The sequence below is a fragment of the Niabella agricola genome, assembly GCF_021538615.1.
GTDB classification, from domain to species: Bacteria; Bacteroidota; Bacteroidia; order Chitinophagales; family Chitinophagaceae; genus Niabella; species Niabella agricola.
Genome location: NZ_JAJHIZ010000003.1, coordinates 4,247,053 through 4,265,071, shown reverse-complemented (window position 1 = coordinate 4,265,071; position 18,019 = coordinate 4,247,053). Strand labels below are relative to the sequence as shown.

The following is an 18,019-nucleotide window of genomic DNA, read 5'->3' as shown; positions in this document are numbered from 1 at the left end:
AACTATTCACCATTCACTGCTCACTAATTAAGATGAACATCTACCAGCACGTTCATACCGGCACGAAGTTTTTGAATCAGGGAGTCATTTTTATTTACGAATTCTATTCTTACCGGAACCCGCTGCACCACTTTTACAAAGTTGCCGCTGGCATTGTCTGCAGGTAACAATGCAGATACCGATCCTGTAGCCGGGGCAAATGATCCTACCACTCCTTCAAAGGGATGCTTCGGAAATGCGTCGACGCTAATTTCCACTTTTTGCCCGGTTACCATCCTCGACAACTGGGTTTCTTTAAAATTTGCTACTACCCATTTATCATTATCCAGAATAATGCTGAAGAGTTGCGCACCGGCCTGGATGAACTGTCCGATTTGTACCGGAACCTTGGAAACCACCCCATCTTCATGAGCCACGATTGCCGCATAGCTGAGGTTGAGTTTTGCATTTTCCACATCCACTTCCCGCTGATGTGCGGTTGCCGATGTAACGCCTATTTCCTTGGAGGTAGCTTTTGTTTGAAAACTAACAGCCCCGGTTTGCGCCGTCGCCTGTCCCCGTTGTTCCTTCAGGATAGCAAGCTGCCGGTCGGCTGTTTGTTTGGCCGCAAGCGCCTGTTCATACTGCTGCTGGGTAATGGAATGATCTTTTATCAGGTTTTCATAACGTTTCAGATCTTCCGTTGTACGCCATACATTTACTTTCGCTGCTTCGATCTGCGCATCTGCGGTGGCAACAGCAGCGTTGGCCGTGCTGATACTTTTATGAGCCGCCTCTGTGCCTGCCCGGGCCGCTTCCACATTGCTTCGTGCCGTGGCCAGGGCTGCTTCAGCCTGCTCCAGCGCCATCTTCAGGTCTCTTGTATCCAACATCACCAGCGTATCGCCTTTGTGTACAAACTGGTTATCCTTTACCCTCACTTCAGCTATATACCCGGAGATCTTGGAAATAACGGGATTCACATTGGCTGCCACCTGGGCGTCGTCTGTATCCTCATGATGTTTGCTGTAGATATACGATTTGATTCCAAAATAACCACCGACCAGTACCAGTACTGCAAGTATGATAAAGAATACAGGGCTTCTTTTTTTCTTTTGATTGGTTTCGTTTGGTTGGTCCTGAACTTGTCCGTTTGCCATGGTATAACGATTTATAATAAGCTTTTTAATATAGTTACTGAGCGAATGCCCCCGAGCTTTCCAGCAATTTCTGATAGGCCAGGGCAGCATCGGCCTTTGCATTTAATACATTGATCTTTGAAGATAACAGTGCCACGTTAGCATCCAGCAGGTCGGTAATGGTAACCAGGCTATTGTCATATTTATTTTTGGTGATTCGGTAATTCTCTTCCGCCTGTATAAGGGATTTATCATGCACTTCGATCTTTTTCTTTGCCAGCAGTGCATTCTGATAATCCCTGTTGATCTGCAGCCGGATATTATCAGAAAGCATTTCCTGGGAAGCAGCCAATTGCTGAGCCTGTGCTTTTGCTTTTTTGATGGAAGCACCGGTCTTCCAAAGGCTGGACAAATTGTACTGCACACCGACTCCTCCGTTTACGGCATTGGTCACCGTCAGGAATTTAGGAACATTTACCGCAACATAGCCACCTGTCAGTGCCAGCGAAGGCAGGTAATTCGCTTTTGCTGCTTTGATGCCCAGGTCTGCGGCCTTTTGCTGATAGCCCAGGGCTTTTATATCCTTCCGGTTCTCCATAGCCTGCTCCTCATAATAGGTATACGAACGTGCTTCCTGCACCTCATTAATAAACGCCGGATCAACTTCAATCAGCGTATTTTCGGGTAACCCCAGCAACAGGTCCATATTGACATTGGCGATATTATAATTACTTTGAGCTTCCAGCAAACGTAATTCAATATCAGAAGTTTGCAGCTGCGCTTTTAACCGGTCGTTACGAGCCATCAATCCGTTATTCTCCAGCCGTATGAAGTTAGAGTCGCGGCTCTGGGAGGCCACCAGGTTTTCTTTGATCACGTCGATTACTTGTGCCGCTTTAAAAAGGTTGGTATAGGCTTCAATAAGATTATACACAATAGCGTTCTGATCGTTGCCGGCACTCAACTTTTCTGCTTCCAGCAGGTATTTGGCAGACTGGATGCCATATTTGATCTTACCTCCTGCATACAGTGGCAGCGACAAACTGGCCATGCCATACATTGCCTGCGAAATTTTTGGAACATCACCACCGGAACCACTTCCGGATGAAGCATCTTGTTTTTGCGCAGTCTTCAAATCAATATGAGCCGTTGTTAAACGCAGGTACGACCCACTTATTTTAAAGTCGGGCAACTGACGGTCTTTTGCTTCTTCCAGCGCTGCCGTTGCCTCCAGAATTTTTGCCCGATCGATCTTTAAATGCTTGCTGCTCTGCAATCCGAGCTCCACCGCCTCCTTAAGTGTAAGCCGTTTCACTTCCTGGGCAGCAAGCTGATTGCCCAACACCATAAACGCCAAAAAGGCTGCAATGGCTGTTATTCTTTTATTCATATACAAATTGAGCTTTTACAAATGATACGTTCTTCAAATTATTTATCAGCCACCAGCAGGTAACTTCTAACAACCGCTTTAAGGTGCACTTTCAGCCGGGGAATGATCACTTTCAAAAATTCGGCTTCATTATCCGGATCGATGCGATATTGTTCACACAAGAAGCGCTGCGTGTTAAAGGCCTGGTTGATGGTACCGAATACTGTTAATGCCAGGATGGTGATGTCTACATTCTTTTTAAAGATCCCGGCCTTCGCGCCTGCTTTTATGGCACTTTTGATCAGCGAAGTATTTTTCAGCTTCAGGCTTTTTACACCGTCGTACATTACCTTGTTCTTCATCACCCCCTGCTCCCGAACCATCAGTAAATGGAAATGGCGGTTGGCGGCAATGGTATCGATATACGTTTCAATGATCCGGTCGATCTTTTCGGCCGGCGTTACGTCGTGGGCAAAAACAATCTCCTCCAGTTTGCCCCGCATGGTGGTTACATATTTTATAAATATGGCCTCCAGCAGTTTTTCCTTCGAACCAAAATAATAAGAGATCATGGCCACATTTACATCGGCAGCCTTTGCAATGTCACGAACGGAGGTATTATCGAACCCTTTGCCGGCAAAGAGCTGTACCGCCGCCTCCATAATTTCCAGTTGCTTTTGTGTAAATGTTGCTGACACTTTTAAAAAATTCCACTACAAAGATATTAAACAGTTGTTTAAAAATTCAAACACTTGTTTAATTTTCTGAAAATCGGGCGAAAAATTAACTCACATCAAGTCGTAAGTATCAGTTATTTAAAGCCAATAACAGCTTGGCCATAAAAGTATATTTGGTGTTATTTAATTGAATTACAAATCTGCATACCTTCACTCCGGTGTTTGGAGATCATGCATATTGCCGGTTCCGGGAATTTCGAAACGGCAGCTGAAAACCGGGGAAAACGGCGCCGGCTACCGGAGTTTTGATACCACAAAACGCCCTGCCGGCAACATCAATTGCATTCCTTATTATTCCCATAACCACACGAAGCGGCGAAGAACGGTGTCACCCGGTCCCTGTTAATGCATTGCGCTTTCGAAACAATGGATTATTGCAACTGGTATTTATGCCGATACCGTTCGTACAGTTGTTTATGTTTGTTATTCAGATCGATCCTCCGCCCCTGGATCAGCGCATCGGTTACCACGCTGTTTTTCATATCGAGGATATCGCCGGCAGCAATGACGATATTGGCATCCTTGCCCGCCTCCAGCGAGCCGGTCTGGTTGTCAATTCCCAGGATGCGCGCTGCATTCAGCGTAACGGCCTGCAAAGCCTCTTCTTTAGTCAGCCCGTATGCGCTGGCAGTACCGGCAAAGAATGCCAGGTTGCGGTACCGGCTCGAACCTTCGTCGTCATTGAGCGCAAAAAGCACTCCGGATTTCTGCAATATAGCAGGTGTCTTGAATGGCTGATCCACATCGTCATCTTCCATTGTTGGCAAGGCATGGATCGAGTTTAGGATAACCGGAATATGATGCTGCTTTAGCAGGTCTGCCAACAGGTAACTCTCACTGCCGCCCACAATTACCACACGGATATCAAAGGTTTTCGCAAGATCAATGGCCATTAGAATCTGCCTGGAGATATCGGCGTTAACAAACAGTTTTTGCTTTTGCTCAAACAGTGGCCGCATGGCTTCAAATTTGAGATTGGTCACTCCTTTTTCTGCTCCTTTTAAATACGCTTTCGCTTCCCGGAAAAAAGTTTTTAATGTTTCGATCTTTTTCAGGTCTTCTTTTACCGGGTCCGGGCCGGTGGATCGCGGCGAGCGGAACAATGCCGGCAGGTTAAGAAACATACCGATGTCGGCGGTGTACAGGGCATCCTCCCAACTCCAGGCATCAAGCTGCACAACGGATGATGTTCCGGTCAGTAACCGTCCGGAGGGAACTATATTTGCCAACAGGATCCCGTTAGACCGGAGCGTGTTGATCATCTTTGAATCGGCATTGTAGGCTACTATGGACCGCACATCGGGGTTATAGTCGCCCAACTCATAAAAATCGTTACTACCTCTTACACCACTGAGGATTTCACGCAATCCAAGATCCGTATTGGCCAGTATCAACCCGGGGTAAACATGCTTTCCCGTTGCGTCGATAACCGTAGCGCCGGCAATGTTTTCCGGCTGGTCTCCTACTTTCTGGATTTTCCCGTCCTTTATAACCACTGCGCCCTGGGATATTACCTGGCCGGAGCCGGTATGAATGGTTCCGTTATTGATAACAATCGTTCCCGTTTGTTTTTTTGCCGGATAAATATTGTCCTGTGCGATTGCCGGGATTATTAAAAACAATGAAAAAATGTATGCCAAAAATTTCATAACCTATTTTTTTAACAATTAAAGATCAAAGGCGTCCACGCCCAATATTCCTTCTGCTTGTTCATGCGCTTCGCAATGCAGCACCACTTGTGCGGTAGCTTTGGCGGGTACTGTGGGCGCTCCGTTTTTTGTAGCGGAGAGCATTTTTTGCAGCAACCGGTTCCGCTCGGCGGCCGCCTGTACCCGGGATTCCCGGTCCTGCTCCCGGTTAAAGTAGATGGCGCCATCCACCCATGTATACAATGCACGTGCATAAATGCTTAGCGGATGATCGCTCCACAATACCAGGTCGGCGTCTTTTCCTACTTTAATACTCCCCACCCGGTTATCAATGTGCAGGGCTTTTGCAGGATTCAGGGTCACCATTTTTAGCGCGTCTTCCTCGGACACGCCTCCATATTTAATCGTTTTTGCAGCCTCCTGGTTGAGCCGCCGCGCCATTTCGGCGTCGTCGCTGTTGATGCAAACATTCAGTCCCAGTTGCTGCATGAGCGCAGCATTATAAGGAATACCATCCTGTACTTCGTTCTTATAGCCCCACCAGTCTGAAAAGGTTGACACGCTTGCTCCATGCTGGCGGATGCGGTCGGCCACTTTATACCCTTCAAGTACATGCGTGAAAGTATTTACCTTAAAACCGTATTTCTCGGCTATATGGATCAGGCCCAGTATTTCACTTTGCACATAGCTATGGCAGGTGATGAACCGTTTCTTATTCAGGATTTCCACCAGGGCATCCAGTTCCAGGTCGCGCCGTACAGTTTTGTCTCCTGATTTCAGCGCCTTTTCATAATCGCGTGCCCGCTGAAAGGCATCATTCAGCACTTCGTATACGCCCATGCGGGTATCCGGATACCGGTTGTTTCCCTGTGTAACTGTAGTGCGTTTTACATTTTCCCCCAATGCAAATTTTATAAATGAATCGGCGCCTTTAAACTTGAGTCCCTCGGCATCTGCGCCCCAGCGCAATTTAATCAGCTGGCTTTGTCCGCCAATGGTATTGGCAGACCCATGCAGGATCTGTGAGGTTGTTACCCCACCACTTAGCTGCCGGTAGATATTAATATCATCGGGATTCAGGTTGTCACCGATCCTTACTTCCGAAGTAACAGACTGTGCGCCCTCATTTATTGAGAACACCGCAATATGCGAATGCTCATCAATGATTCCCGGCGTGAGATGTTTACCGGTTCCATCGATCACCCGCACTCCGGCAATGGAAAGCCCCTTTCCAATCTGTGCAATCCTGCCGCCTTTCACCAGTACGTCTGTTTGCTCCTGTTTGCCACCGGCCTCATTGGTCCATACTGTTGCATTTTTTATCAGAACCGTTTCCTGTTGCGGCAGGGCAGTACGTCCGTAACTGCTGAACGGAAACACGACGCGGGCTCCGGGTTTTTCCCAGGTGGAGTGCACCGAATCTTTTGCTGCCGCTATTCCTTTTGTAAGGGTAGCCACCCAGCTCACCGGCGCTCCATTCTCATTGGCGCCCACTCCCTGCCAGCTGCTGCCATAGTTTACGCCGCTTAACCGGACCAATGCCCCCGACTGTTTATTTTCAAAAACAGAATCTTTTTGTCCGGTTCCTATGATTTTGGTGGTGGGTTTTAAAGAAAAGCTCAACGACACGAGGTTACCATCCGAACTGAATTTGGTCGTCAGGGCTTCATTTGCCTTAACTGTAGCCAGACTATTGCTTTTTACCTCCAGCTCATATTGTTTAATGCCATCAACGCCTGTAACGGTTAACGCATATAATCCTCTTAATTCCGTGCTGCTTTTTGCATTGATATCATAAGGCTCTCCCTGGATCCAGTTTTCCAACAGGGTGGTTTTTTCTGCAAAAAGATTGCCATTGGTGATCAAAAAATTTGCAAGGAGCCCCGGCTCCAACCGGCCCACTTTGTCTCCTATCTTTAAAAAGGCCGCCGGTGTAATGGTTAACGCCTCCAGCGCTGCTTTTTCTGAAAGCCCCGCCAGGATTGCCTTCCGCAGATTCGGCCAGAAGGTTTTCGGATCTTTCAGATCGGCAGCGGTTAGCGCAAAAGGAATGCCTTGCCTTTCAAAAACCGCCGGATTGGTAGGCGCCAGCTCCCAGTGCGCCAGATCCTTCCATGCAATAAACCGGGAATCTGAAGGATCCTCCACCTTTTGGGCATCCGGGAAATTTAACGGAAGGATATATGGCGCTTTGGTAGCTGCAATTTCGCCGATGCGCTGGTATTCATTCCCTCCTCCTTTTATAATATACTGTACGCCGAACTCGTCTCCAACCTGGTCTGACCGCAAACCCGCCCATTTATCCGTTGTTTCAAAGATCTGGGGAAGAGTCTGAAGCTCATTCCAGGCTTCGAGCGTTTTATTAACGCCTTCTTTTCCGGGTCTTGTTTTATACCACTGTGCATCCAGGTAATTCTGCCGTAGCAATGCCACGGCCCCCATAGTACTGGAAGGATAGCTTTGTTTGGAAGAACCTTTGTTAAATGAATAGAACGCAGCGGCCCTTTCTTTTAAAATGGTCAGGTTTTCCTTTTTTGCCGACAATGTGGCCACCACACCACTTCCTCTTGCAATTCCGTCTTTTTGATGCGACAACACGGTCCCAAATCCCAGTTCCCTTAATGGCTGAGCCTTTGCCTCATCTGTACCGAACAGGTCGACTGCATTTACTTCGCTTCTTATAGCCTGGTTCCAGTTATAGGCGCCTTTTGTGGCACTGTTGAACTGCTGGGGCGCCGTGTAATCAAAGGGATCCGACTGACGCTGTGGCGTGGATATACCATAATCACTATAGATATCGATCAGCGAGGGGTATATAAATTTGCCCTTACAATCAATTATCACCGCATCCGCCGGAACAGCACTGTTGCCTACGCTGACCACTTTCCCTTCCCTTATAAGCAATGTGGCCTTTTGTAATGTAGTTGCGGGATCTTTCACAATCGTCGCATTGATAAAAGCGTAGCAGCCAGACCGGGGGTCGGCAACACCGTTGACCGGAAAGGTAGTTTGGGCGGTAGCAGCCAGGGTCAGCAGCCAGCTTACTGGCAGCAGGAGCAATTTTTTCATTCGCAAAGAAATTTTCAGGAAAATAGGAAAAATAATCCGTTTCTATAGATTCATCAGGGGTTCAGTGGGGGAAAATGTATGAATAATATTACAAGGGTTATACCCGCGGGTATTATCAGCTTCCTTTAATAACGCAGATCGTATGCATCCGGTACCACCGGCTGCTCGCTTTTTCCCCGGATCACTGTATAAAAAAATTGTGGGAGACCGGCTGGTCTCCCACAATGCTGCCGCATGCAGCAGCCTTATATATGGCGTTTATAAGCTTTCTCCGTGCTGAGACCGGTCCAGGCCTTCCAGCTCTTCATCTTCGCTTGCGCGCAGCGGCGTGATCAGGTCGGTAATTTTCAAAAGAATGAATGAAGCCGCTAATACAAAAACAATCACTCCCAGTAACACCAGTACATGAGTGGTAAACAATTTGGTTTCGCCAAAGAACAAACCATTACCGGTTGTGTTGGCTGTATTGATTGCTTTATTTGCAAAAACGCCGGTCAGCAGCATACCTACCATTCCTCCCACACCATGACAGGGAAATACATCCAATGTATCATCGATGCCGGTTTTTGTTCTCCATTCTACCATCATATTGCTAATGATGGCTGCCACCACACCTATTACCAGTGCATGCGGCAGGCTTACAAAGCCTGCTGCAGGGGTAATGGCCACCAGTCCTACAACAGCTCCGATGCTCGTACCCATAGCAGAAGGTTTTTTGCCCCGCAGCGCATCAAAAATAACCCAGGCAAAGGCAGCAGCTCCGGAAGCCACTGCTGTTGTAGCCAATGCAGAGGCAGCCAGGGCGTTGGCGCCCATTGCAGATCCGCCGTTGAATCCAAACCAGCCAAACCAAAGCAACCCGGTGCCCAATAAAACATAGGTGATTCTTGCCGGCTTGTTTTCACCAGTATCGGTTCGCTTCTTAAGATAAATGGCCCCTGCCAGTGCTGCAAGTCCTGCACTCATGTGCACTACTGTACCCCCCGCAAAATCAAGCACTCCCAATTTAAACAGGAACCCGTCCGGATGCCAGGTGGCATGTGCCAGCGGACAGTAAATAAAAATAATAAACAGGCATATAAAGAATATATAGGAAGTAAAACGGATGCGTTCTGAAAATGCCCCGGTTACCAACGCCGGCGTTATGATGGCAAATTTTAACTGGAAAAAGGCAAAAACCACCAAGGGCACCGTTGGTGCCAGCGTCCAGGGTTTGTGCTCCAGTACCCCGTTCATCAGGAAAAATGTACCCGGGTTACCGACAAAACCGCCAATGGAATCACCAAAGGCCAGGCTAAAACCGAAAACCACCCAAATGATCGAAACAATCGCCATGCAGATGAAGCTTTGCAACATCGTAGAAATTACATTCTTCTTTTTTACCATGCCTCCGTAAAAGAAAGCCAGGCCGGGCGTCATGATTAATACCAGTGCAGCAGAGGTCAGCATCCAGGCCGTATCACCGGAATTGATCTCTGCAAATTGCTTGATCTCGGTAGGATTATGACCAAACAACAAACTGAGGATTACAATCAGAATTAATAGGGCAAAAGGAATGATAGCTAGTTTTCGAGTCATTGACATATTATATATATTTAGTATTTTAAATTATCAATTAGAAACTATGAATATAAATAAAAACAGACTGTTTGTTCACCAAAAATATGGATCAAAAACCAAAATATTCAAAAAATGAATAAATTTTATTCATATAATTTTATTTATAATATTTAAAAAAGACAATTATTCCATGATTACTAGGTATTTGACATCCAAATAGAAATATTACACTTTTATTTCATATTAGTTTCGGACATAAAATGGCATAAAAAAACGGGCTGTCTCAAAAGCCCGCTTCCGTTTATCGTTGTTTTAAACTTTTTTTATCCGCGTTTGCCCGGATATTGTTTCAAGGCCTGCTCCAGGCAATCCATAGCTGCGTTAATAGCATCTGTATTTAATACATAGGCCAGGCGTACTTCGTTAAGTCCCAATCCAGGTGTTGCATAAAAACCGGTTGCCGGCGCCAGCATCAGCGTTTGATTATTGTAGCTAAACGATTCCAGTAACCATTGGCAGAACCGGTCGCAATCATCGATGGGTAAACGGGCAATTGCATAAAAAGCACCACCGGGGTTAGGGCAAAACACACCTTCCATGGCATTCAGCCGGCGCACCAGCAAATTGCGGCGGCGTTCATATTCCTCTTTGGTAGCGTCAAAATAATTTTCAGGAAGATCCACTGCAGCTTCGCCCATAATCTGTGCCAATCCTGGCGGACTGAGCCGCGCCTGTGCAAATTTCAATGCCGTGCTGTAAACGTTAGCGTTGCGCGTAACCAATGCCCCGATCCGGGCGCCACAGGCGCTATAGCGTTTGCTAATGGTATCCATCAATACTACGTTTTCATCCAACCCCTGGAGCTGAAGCGCGCTGATATATTCGGTATCTGTATAGCGAAACTCCCTATAGGCTTCGTCTGAAAAAAGATATAACTGGTATTTGCGGCAAATGGCCCCCAGGGCTTCTACCTCCTGCCGGCTGTACAGATAGCCCGTAGGGTTATTGGGGTTACAAATGAGAATGGCCCGGGTCTTTTCGGTGATTACCCGCTCAAATTCCGAAGCCGGGGGCAATGCGAACCCGGTATCGATGGAAGACGGAATGGGTACCACTTTTATACCTGCTGTGCAGGCAAACCCGTTATAATTCGCATAAAATGGTTCCGGAATAATCACCTCATCACCCGGGTTCAGGCAACTGAAAAACGCAAATAATATGGCCTCACTTCCCCCGGTGGTCACCATGATCTGTTCGTGGGTAACGTCGATCCCGATCCGCCGGTAATACGTTACCAGCTTACGGCGATAACTTTCATTTCCTGCACTGTGGCTGTATTCCAGAACCGGCATCTGCACCTCCCTTACCGCCTGCATGATGGCCGGAGGGGTTTCGATATCGGGCTGGCCGATATTCAGATGATAAACCGTCATCCCTCTTCGCTTTGCCGCTTCGGCATAAGGAACCAGCTTCCGGATGGGTGAAGCCGGCATATCCACTCCTCTTTGAGAAATTCTAAGCATACTGAAAAATAAGAGGGCAAAAATAAAAAAATTCCATCTTTGCAGATGGAATAAGTTGAAACTGTTCAATAAAACTAAAAAAAACTAAACTCTTTAGATGATCTCACCGGTAAAATATACCGTTTTGGGCTGAGCTCCTTTTATTTTAATGGTTACATCTTTTTTAAATGCACTTCCTGCAGCTGCTGTAGCATCATATCCCACTTTAATTTTTCCAACCTTTCCGGGCATGATGGGTGCTGATGGCTTTTCCGCTACAGTACAACCGCAGCCAACCAATACATTTTCTACAATCACCGGCTTTTTGCTGATATTGGTAAATTCCATAAAAAAGGTAGTCCCCTCTTTAAATTTCAATTTTCCCAACTGATATTCTTCTTTTGCCATTTTAATCACCTGGTCTGCCGGCACTGCTTCCTGCGCATGAGAAGCAACTGCAAAACCCATCAAAAACAAAACCGCGAAAAGATAAAATTTCTTCATATTCCTATTTTTTGTGATGACTGATGTAAAAACAACAAAATTACGATATAGATGTTCAACAGTTTCCAAAAGTTGCACGCTTCTTTGAAAAATTATTCAGCAATGAGTATATTGTGATATCCCTATTTTTGCCATTATGGAGAATCAGACTTCCAACCTTACTACCCCGGGTGAAATGCTTTCTTTTGATCGGTTCAAGGACGGCGTGCTACACGACTATTATATTGCCTGCCTGAGTCGTGAAACCAGCTTGCTGGGACGAAGGGAGGTACTGACCGGCAAAGCCAAATTCGGGATTTTTGGAGACGGAAAGGAAGTTGCCCAGGTGGCGATGGCTAAATTTTTTAAACCGGGTGACTGGCGCAGCGGGTATTACCGCGACCAGACCTTTATGTTTGCAATAGGTGTAGGCACCCCGCAGCAATATTTTGCCCAGCTGTATGCAGATCCCGACCCGAACAATGAGCCATTCAGCATAGGAAGGCAAATGAACAGCCACTATACCAGTCGTAATGTGGATGCGGATGGGAACTGGCTGAACCTGACAGAGATCAAAAATACAGCTACAGATATGGCCCCTACTGCGGCCCAGATGCCGCGGTCCTTTGGCCTGGCGTACGCATCTAAAAGTTTCCGGGAGGTTCCGGAACTGCAGCAGTTTAAAAACTTATCCAACAATGGAAACGAGGTTTGTTTTTGTACCATTGGGGATGCATCTACCAGTGAAGGCCATTTTTGGGAAACCGTAAATGCGGCCGGGGTGGCCCAGGTGCCCCTCGTGATTTTTGTATGGGATGACGGCTACGGGATTTCCGTACCGCGTGAAATGCAAACAACCAAAGGATCCATTTCCGCAGCCCTGAAAGGGTTTGAAAAAGAAGAAGGCACCAATGGTTTTTATATTTCAAAAGTGCAGGGCTGGGATTATATGGGCATGATCGAGGCTTTTGAAGAAGGCATCGCCCTGGCGCGTGAAACGCATACACCCGTGCTGTTTCATGTAGATGAACTTACACAACCGCAGGGGCATAGTACTTCAGGAAGTCATGAGCGGTACAAATCGACCGAGCGCCTGGAATGGGAGCGGGAACGGGACTGCCTGAAAAAAATGAAGGAGTGGATCCTGAAAAACGGGCTTACGGACGAGGCCACGCTTGAAAAAATGGAAGCCGATGCACGCAATAATGTAAAAGAAGGCCGCGACAATGCCTGGAGAGCATACCTGAAGCCGATCAAGGACCAGGTAGAGCAAACTAAAAACCTGTTGCATCAACAGATACAGGAACTGCCCGAAAAGGCCGCCGAATTAAAAAAGCTGATCCCCGACCTGGTTACCAACCGGGAGCCGCTCCGGAAAAATGTGTTACAAACCCTCTACAAGGCGATCCTTATCTGTGGTGACAAGGCCGGCAGCATACAGGCTTATTATGATACCTTATGCAGGGAAAACGCCGCTATTTATAATTCCAATTTATATAACGAGGGCGCCAAAAGCGCTTTAAAAGTAACACCGGTGGCTCCGGTGATCACAGAAAGCTCACCCCTTATTAATGGATATGAGATCCTGAACCACTATTTTGACCAGCTCTTTGCCAACAATCCCAAAGTATTGGCTTTTGGAGAAGACCTTGGCCAGATCGGGGATGTAAACCAGGGATTTGCCGGCTTACAAAAAAAGCATGGAGCAGAGCGGATCTCAGATACCGGTATTCATGAGCTGAGCATTATGGGACGCGGTATCGGACTTGCCCTCCGGGGATTGAGACCGATTGCCGAAATCCAGTACCTGGATTATCTTGTATACGGATTACAACCACTGACCGATGATGTAGCCTCGCTGCAATACCGCACCGGCGGACAGCAGTTTTGCCCGATTATTATCCGGAGCCGGGGGCACCGCCTGGAAGGTATCTGGCATAGCGGATCTCCCATGGGCATGATCATCAACTCGCTGAGAGGAATACATGTTTGTGTACCCCGTAATATGGTGCAGGCCGCCGGCATGTATAATACGCTATTGCAAAGCAACGACCCTGGGCTAATCATTGAAAGCCTGAACGGCTACCGGCTAAAAGAACGGCTACCGGAGAATCTTGAGACGATGACCGTTCCCCTGGGTGTACCCGAAATATTGCAGGAAGGAACAGATATTACGATTGTCAGTTATGGGTCTACCCTTCGGATCATACAGGACGCGCTGCAGAAAATTGCACCAATGGGCATCAGCTGTGAGCTGATTGATGTACAGACCCTGCTACCGTTTGACATTCATCACCGGATTTTAGATTCCCTCAGAAAAACCAACCGCATTATTTTCATTGACGAGGATGTGCCGGGAGGTGCGGCTGCATATATGTTTAATAAAGTAATGGAGGAGCAGGGAGGCTATCGCTACCTGGATGTAGCTCCACGCACGATCACCGCAAAAGAGCACCGCCCCGGTTATGGAAGCGATGGCGACTATTTCAGCAAACCCAACGCAGAAGAGATTGCTGCAGCGTTGATTGATATGATGCGGGAATGATTTTTTTGTTCCGGGTTTAAAGTTTAAGGTTTTATGTTTGAGAACTGATAAACTGACCACTGATAAACTGACCACTGATCTGATCGCTCTCTGTTCGTTACCCAATTTCAAATCCCAAATTCTAAAATGGAAACATTAAAAAGATATTGCCTGGCCCTGGATTTAAAGAATGATCCAACGCTGATTGCCGAGTACGAGGCGTATCACCGCGAAGTGTGGCCGGAGATCCGGCAAAGCATCCGCGATTCTGGTATCCGGCATATGGAAATATTCCGGGTGGAGAACCGTTTGTTTATGATCATCGAAGCCGGACCGGAATTCTCCTTTGAGAAAAAACAGGCGGCTGACGCGCAAAATGCGAAGGTCCAGGAATGGGAAGCGCTGATGTGGAAATTCCAGCAGGCATTGCCTTCAGCCAATCCCGGTGAAAAATGGATCCTGACACAGTCCATTTTTAAGATCTGATTGATCCTGATTAACTAATGCAGGCACTACACATCTTTGTGCATCTTTTTAACAACCGGCATCGAACCTTTCTTTGAAGTCCGCCGTCTATCCCTCAAAATTTGGCATTTCAATTGCATAAAGCATAAAAACATTGATTATGAAAAGAATTTCACAAATCGCCCTGCTTCTGATTACCATTTCTGTTATAGGCATGGCCTGTTCCAATAGCAAAAAAAGCGCCTCCACTACTGTGCCCCGCCAGGATTTTAAAGGCACCTGGGTCGTAACCGGAACCAGCATTGAAGGTACCGATACAAAAAACCTGAAAGTGGAAGCCTTTGATGATGCAGCATTGAAGTGTTTTGAAGGTAGTGTATGGGTATTTCCCAATAATGGCTATGGCAGTTATACAATCAACGGGCAGGACTGCTCGGGAGGCGCACGCCAAATCCTGTGGTCGACCCGCAATATCAATGGTGTAACCCATCTCAATTTCAAGCGTGTAGACGGACTGAAAAAGAATCAATCTAAAAATGTGGCAGAAGGATATTCAATGGAAGTAACATCCTCCGGGCAGGATCATTTCATCGCTCAATCCCCGATTTCCTTTGAAGGAAAAACCATTTATATTGTTTATAATTTCCAAAAACAATAACCATTAACCTTCCAAATAATCAAAACCGTTTCTGCCTGGAAACGGTTTTTTTATTTATATGGCGTGCATGCCAGGTCTTTGAATGTTTTGCAGCTGTTTTTCTGAAGGCAATTGTCAAAAGAGTGATATAAATCTACCATAGTCAGGTTACTGGCATATGAGTTGCAATACTAAAATATGCCCAAAAAAAATAACCCCCGTGAATGGGTGCCCTGGGAGCAGCGACGGATCAATCCGGATATCTTTTACTTCAGGGAAGAAAACTCTATCCCCAACAGCCCCCACCCTTTACTTATTTACAGAGCCTTTTTTAATAAAACAGGTGATGCCTGCGAAAACTGGTTGAAAAAGAAGTTCATGATCAATAAGTGGTTCCCATTGCCCGGTGTACCACCTCTTGATGCTACTTTTTATTATACCAACACTCATGTGGTTTTGGGCGTTTGCGCCGGAGAAGCGAAATGGCAGTTCGGAGGTACACTGGGGCTGACGATGGTTATTGAAAAAGGAGACGTGTTAGTAGTGCCCGCGGGAGTTGCCCTCCGGCATCTTGAGTCCGGTACCGGTTTTAAGATTACTGGCGCAGCCTCTCCTGGTGTAGTGCCAAAGATCCGTAAAGTATTTTCCGGCCATTCAAAAGCTTCCGGCCCCATTACAGATGTTGCGCTTCCCGATACGGACCCGGTCCTTGGCACGGATGACGGGCTGCTGGGCATCTGGTTACAGGCCGATCCCTATACCCGATAGCTCTTCTTTAAACCCGAAGTTTTTCTAAAGCCAGAGGCCATTCAGTTTTTGTACAGGATGCTTACCGGTTACCGATGTCTCCTGTTATAAATACCTGCCCATTTCTTCCTGATATTGTATTGCCACGGCGGCCGCTGCGCCGGCAAAATTTTCCTGTGCTGAAGCATAAATCACGGCCCTGCTTGCATTTACCAAAAGCCCGCAGTCCTTGGTCATTGCCTTTTCGGAGATTTCCTGCAGGCTTCCGCCCTGGGCGCCCACCCCTGGTACCAGGAGGAAATGATCGGGAACCAATTCCCGGATCCGGGTAAAGGCTTCCGCCTGGGTGGCGCCAACCACGAACATCAGGTTTTGAGCCGTTCCCCATTTAGAAACCGTTGTCAGAACTTTTTCATACAGCAGTCCGCCGCCACTGGCCTGCAATTCAAAATCCCGGGCCCCTTTATTGGAAGTAAGCCCCAGTACAATGGCCCATTTTCCGTCATATTCCAGGAAGGGCCTTACGCTGTCCTCTCCCATATAAGGAGCTACCGTTACCGCATCAAAGGGAAGCGTTTCAAAAAAAGCCCGGGCATACTGATCGCTGGTGTTGCCGATATCACCCCGCTTGGCATCCGCAATCTTAAAATGACCGGCGCCAATATAATGCACGGTCCGTTCCATTGCATCCCATCCTTTTGTACCCAGAGCTTCATAAAAAGCCGTATTGATCTTATAGGCTACACAGGTTTCCCTTGTGGCATCAATGATGGTCTTATTAAAATGGAATATCGCATCCGGATTTGCCAACAGGTGGGCGGGAATCTTTGCAATATCGGTATCCAATCCTACACATAGATAGGATCTTTTTGCATATATCTGTGCAACTAATTGTTCGCGGGTCATGTTTATATCCGTTTATTTAATCTTCTTAAATCATAAGGGAACTGTAGCCCTGAATATCCGGGAGGAGGCACCAGCCAGTACTTTTACAACTGCACCCGGAAAAGCCGCTGCAGCAATGGCTCCGGTTTTTAATACAATACGGGTATCACCGGCCGACAATTCCGCCTCGCCCTCTGTTAACAGGAACAGTTCAGCGGTCACCGGCTTTAACTCCAGTTCATCACCGGTCTTCAGGTCGTAGGAATGCAATTCAAAATCGGGCACCGGAGCCGGGTAAACTTTTTCTTTTTCATCGGCCTTTGCGGGAATAACCTGCGGATAGGTGGCTTCGCATTTTGTATGTTTCAGCAGTTCCGCCGTATCAATATGCTTGGAGGTAAGTCCGCCGCGCAGCACATTATCTGAGCTGGCCATAATTTCTACATTATACCCTTCCAGGTAGGCATGCGGCACACCGGCGTCCTGGAATATGGCCTCTCCGGTTTTCAGATGAACGATATTAAAAAAATAGATCGAAAAGATCCCCCTGTCGATGGAGCCAGGCTGTAAAAAGGTCTGTGCCGCACGAGCCGCCCAGAAATCCTCCGAAGACTTGTTCAGTTTTTCCTGCTGGTACAGCGGGATGATGCGGTTGATCAGCGGCTGTAGCAGTTCGTTTACTTCCTCCTGCGGTAACTCCATCGCCATTTTATACAACCCTCTATACCCTCCGGTTTTAAACACCGGTATAAAAACATGTAATTCCGGTACCGCCTCCAGCGTTTGTAGCAACTGCTTTTCCGGTTTAAAGCCGTGCAACAGGTAAAACCCGCTTAACGCCACCATCAACTCGGGTTTGTGGTTGGCATCTTTGTAATTCCGGTCGGACGCATTTAAAGGAATGCCTTTCCGGTTCTCTGCCTCAAAATCCAATGCAGCCTGTGCTTTAGACGGATGCACCTGAATAGAGAGCATATCCTTTACATCCAATACTTTTAACAAATAAGGCATTTGCCCAAAAGCGGCTTCTACGGCGGATCCAAGCAGCTCCTGCGGGTTTATCCGGATATAATCCCGCAACAACAGTTCCCGGCCGTCATCCAGCGCGAGGGTACAATTTGCACCAGGATGCACACCCATCCAGTACTCCGCAAAGGGTTTCATCTGCGGATTTTCAACCTGAAGCAGCGCTGGAATAAACGACACACCTCCCCAATCGTAATGCTTTACATCTCCTTTGAGTAACGCCAGTTTTTGCATATTAAAAATTGGAT

The 18,019-nt window shown here is 47.1% G+C and carries 14 protein-coding genes; 4 read left to right on the top strand and 10 right to left on the bottom strand.

Going from position 1 to position 18,019, the window contains the following annotated elements:
• Positions 1-23 precede the first annotated feature (23 nt).
• The 8 genes from LL912_RS23165 to LL912_RS23130 form a co-directional block, all read right to left on the bottom strand.
• Positions 24-1,139, bottom strand: a complete 1,116-nt coding sequence (locus LL912_RS23165; RefSeq protein WP_235555998.1) for an HlyD family secretion protein — start codon at positions 1,137-1,139, stop codon at positions 24-26.
• 34 nt (positions 1,140-1,173) lie between these two features.
• Positions 1,174-2,508, bottom strand: coding sequence for a TolC family protein (locus tag LL912_RS23160; protein WP_235555997.1), 1,335 nt, complete (start codon positions 2,506-2,508; stop codon positions 1,174-1,176).
• A 38-nt stretch (positions 2,509-2,546) separates the two neighbouring features.
• Positions 2,547-3,185, bottom strand: coding sequence for a TetR family transcriptional regulator (locus tag LL912_RS23155; protein ID WP_235555996.1), 639 nt, complete (start codon positions 3,183-3,185; stop codon positions 2,547-2,549).
• Positions 3,186-3,595: 410 nt separating this feature from the next.
• On the bottom strand, positions 3,596-4,873 hold the full coding sequence (locus LL912_RS23150) for an amidohydrolase family protein (protein ID WP_235555995.1): 1,278 nt from the start codon (positions 4,871-4,873) through the stop codon (positions 3,596-3,598).
• An 18-nt stretch (positions 4,874-4,891) separates the two neighbouring features.
• Positions 4,892-7,942: an amidohydrolase family protein gene (locus tag LL912_RS23145; RefSeq protein WP_235555994.1), complete on the bottom strand. Its 3,051-nt coding sequence runs from the start codon at positions 7,940-7,942 to the stop codon at positions 4,892-4,894.
• Between the two features lie 258 nt (positions 7,943-8,200).
• On the bottom strand, positions 8,201-9,520 hold the full coding sequence (locus LL912_RS23140) for an ammonium transporter (protein ID WP_235555993.1): 1,320 nt from the start codon (positions 9,518-9,520) through the stop codon (positions 8,201-8,203).
• Between the two features lie 305 nt (positions 9,521-9,825).
• On the bottom strand, positions 9,826-11,025 hold the full coding sequence (locus tag LL912_RS23135; protein ID WP_235555992.1) for a pyridoxal phosphate-dependent aminotransferase: 1,200 nt from the start codon (positions 11,023-11,025) through the stop codon (positions 9,826-9,828).
• A gap of 93 nt (positions 11,026-11,118) precedes the next feature.
• A complete protein-coding gene (locus tag LL912_RS23130; RefSeq protein WP_235555991.1) occupies positions 11,119-11,508 on the bottom strand; it encodes a DUF1573 domain-containing protein in 390 nt (129 codons plus the stop codon).
• 136 nt (positions 11,509-11,644) lie between these two features.
• On the opposite strand from LL912_RS23130, the gene LL912_RS23125 reads away from it, so the two are divergent.
• From LL912_RS23125 to LL912_RS23110, 4 genes are all read left to right on the top strand, one after another.
• Positions 11,645-14,032 carry an alpha-ketoacid dehydrogenase subunit alpha/beta gene (locus LL912_RS23125; protein ID WP_235555990.1) on the top strand — a complete coding sequence of 796 codons (2,388 nt, stop codon included), beginning with the start codon at positions 11,645-11,647 and terminating at the stop codon, positions 14,030-14,032.
• A gap of 126 nt (positions 14,033-14,158) precedes the next feature.
• Positions 14,159-14,497 carry an L-rhamnose mutarotase gene (locus tag LL912_RS23120; RefSeq protein WP_235555989.1) on the top strand — a complete coding sequence of 113 codons (339 nt, stop codon included), beginning with the start codon at positions 14,159-14,161 and terminating at the stop codon, positions 14,495-14,497.
• 139 nt (positions 14,498-14,636) lie between these two features.
• Complete coding sequence (locus LL912_RS23115) at positions 14,637-15,134, top strand: hypothetical protein (protein ID WP_235555988.1); 498 nt, start codon at positions 14,637-14,639, stop codon at positions 15,132-15,134.
• Between the two features lie 177 nt (positions 15,135-15,311).
• Positions 15,312-15,881, top strand: coding sequence for a cupin domain-containing protein (locus LL912_RS23110; RefSeq protein WP_235555987.1), 570 nt, complete (start codon positions 15,312-15,314; stop codon positions 15,879-15,881).
• An 84-nt stretch (positions 15,882-15,965) separates the two neighbouring features.
• Here the strand turns inward: LL912_RS23110 and pyrF are convergent, their stop codons facing one another.
• Both pyrF and manA read right to left on the bottom strand, forming a co-directional pair.
• Entirely contained in the window at positions 15,966-16,766 is an 801-nt protein-coding gene (pyrF, locus tag LL912_RS23105; protein WP_235555986.1) for an orotidine-5'-phosphate decarboxylase, read from the bottom strand.
• Positions 16,767-16,796: 30 nt separating this feature from the next.
• The gene (gene manA, locus LL912_RS23100; RefSeq protein ID WP_235555985.1) at positions 16,797-18,005 is read right to left on the bottom strand and encodes a mannose-6-phosphate isomerase, class I; all 1,209 of its coding nucleotides are present in this window, start codon (positions 18,003-18,005) and stop codon (positions 16,797-16,799) included.
• Positions 18,006-18,019 lie beyond the last annotated feature (14 nt).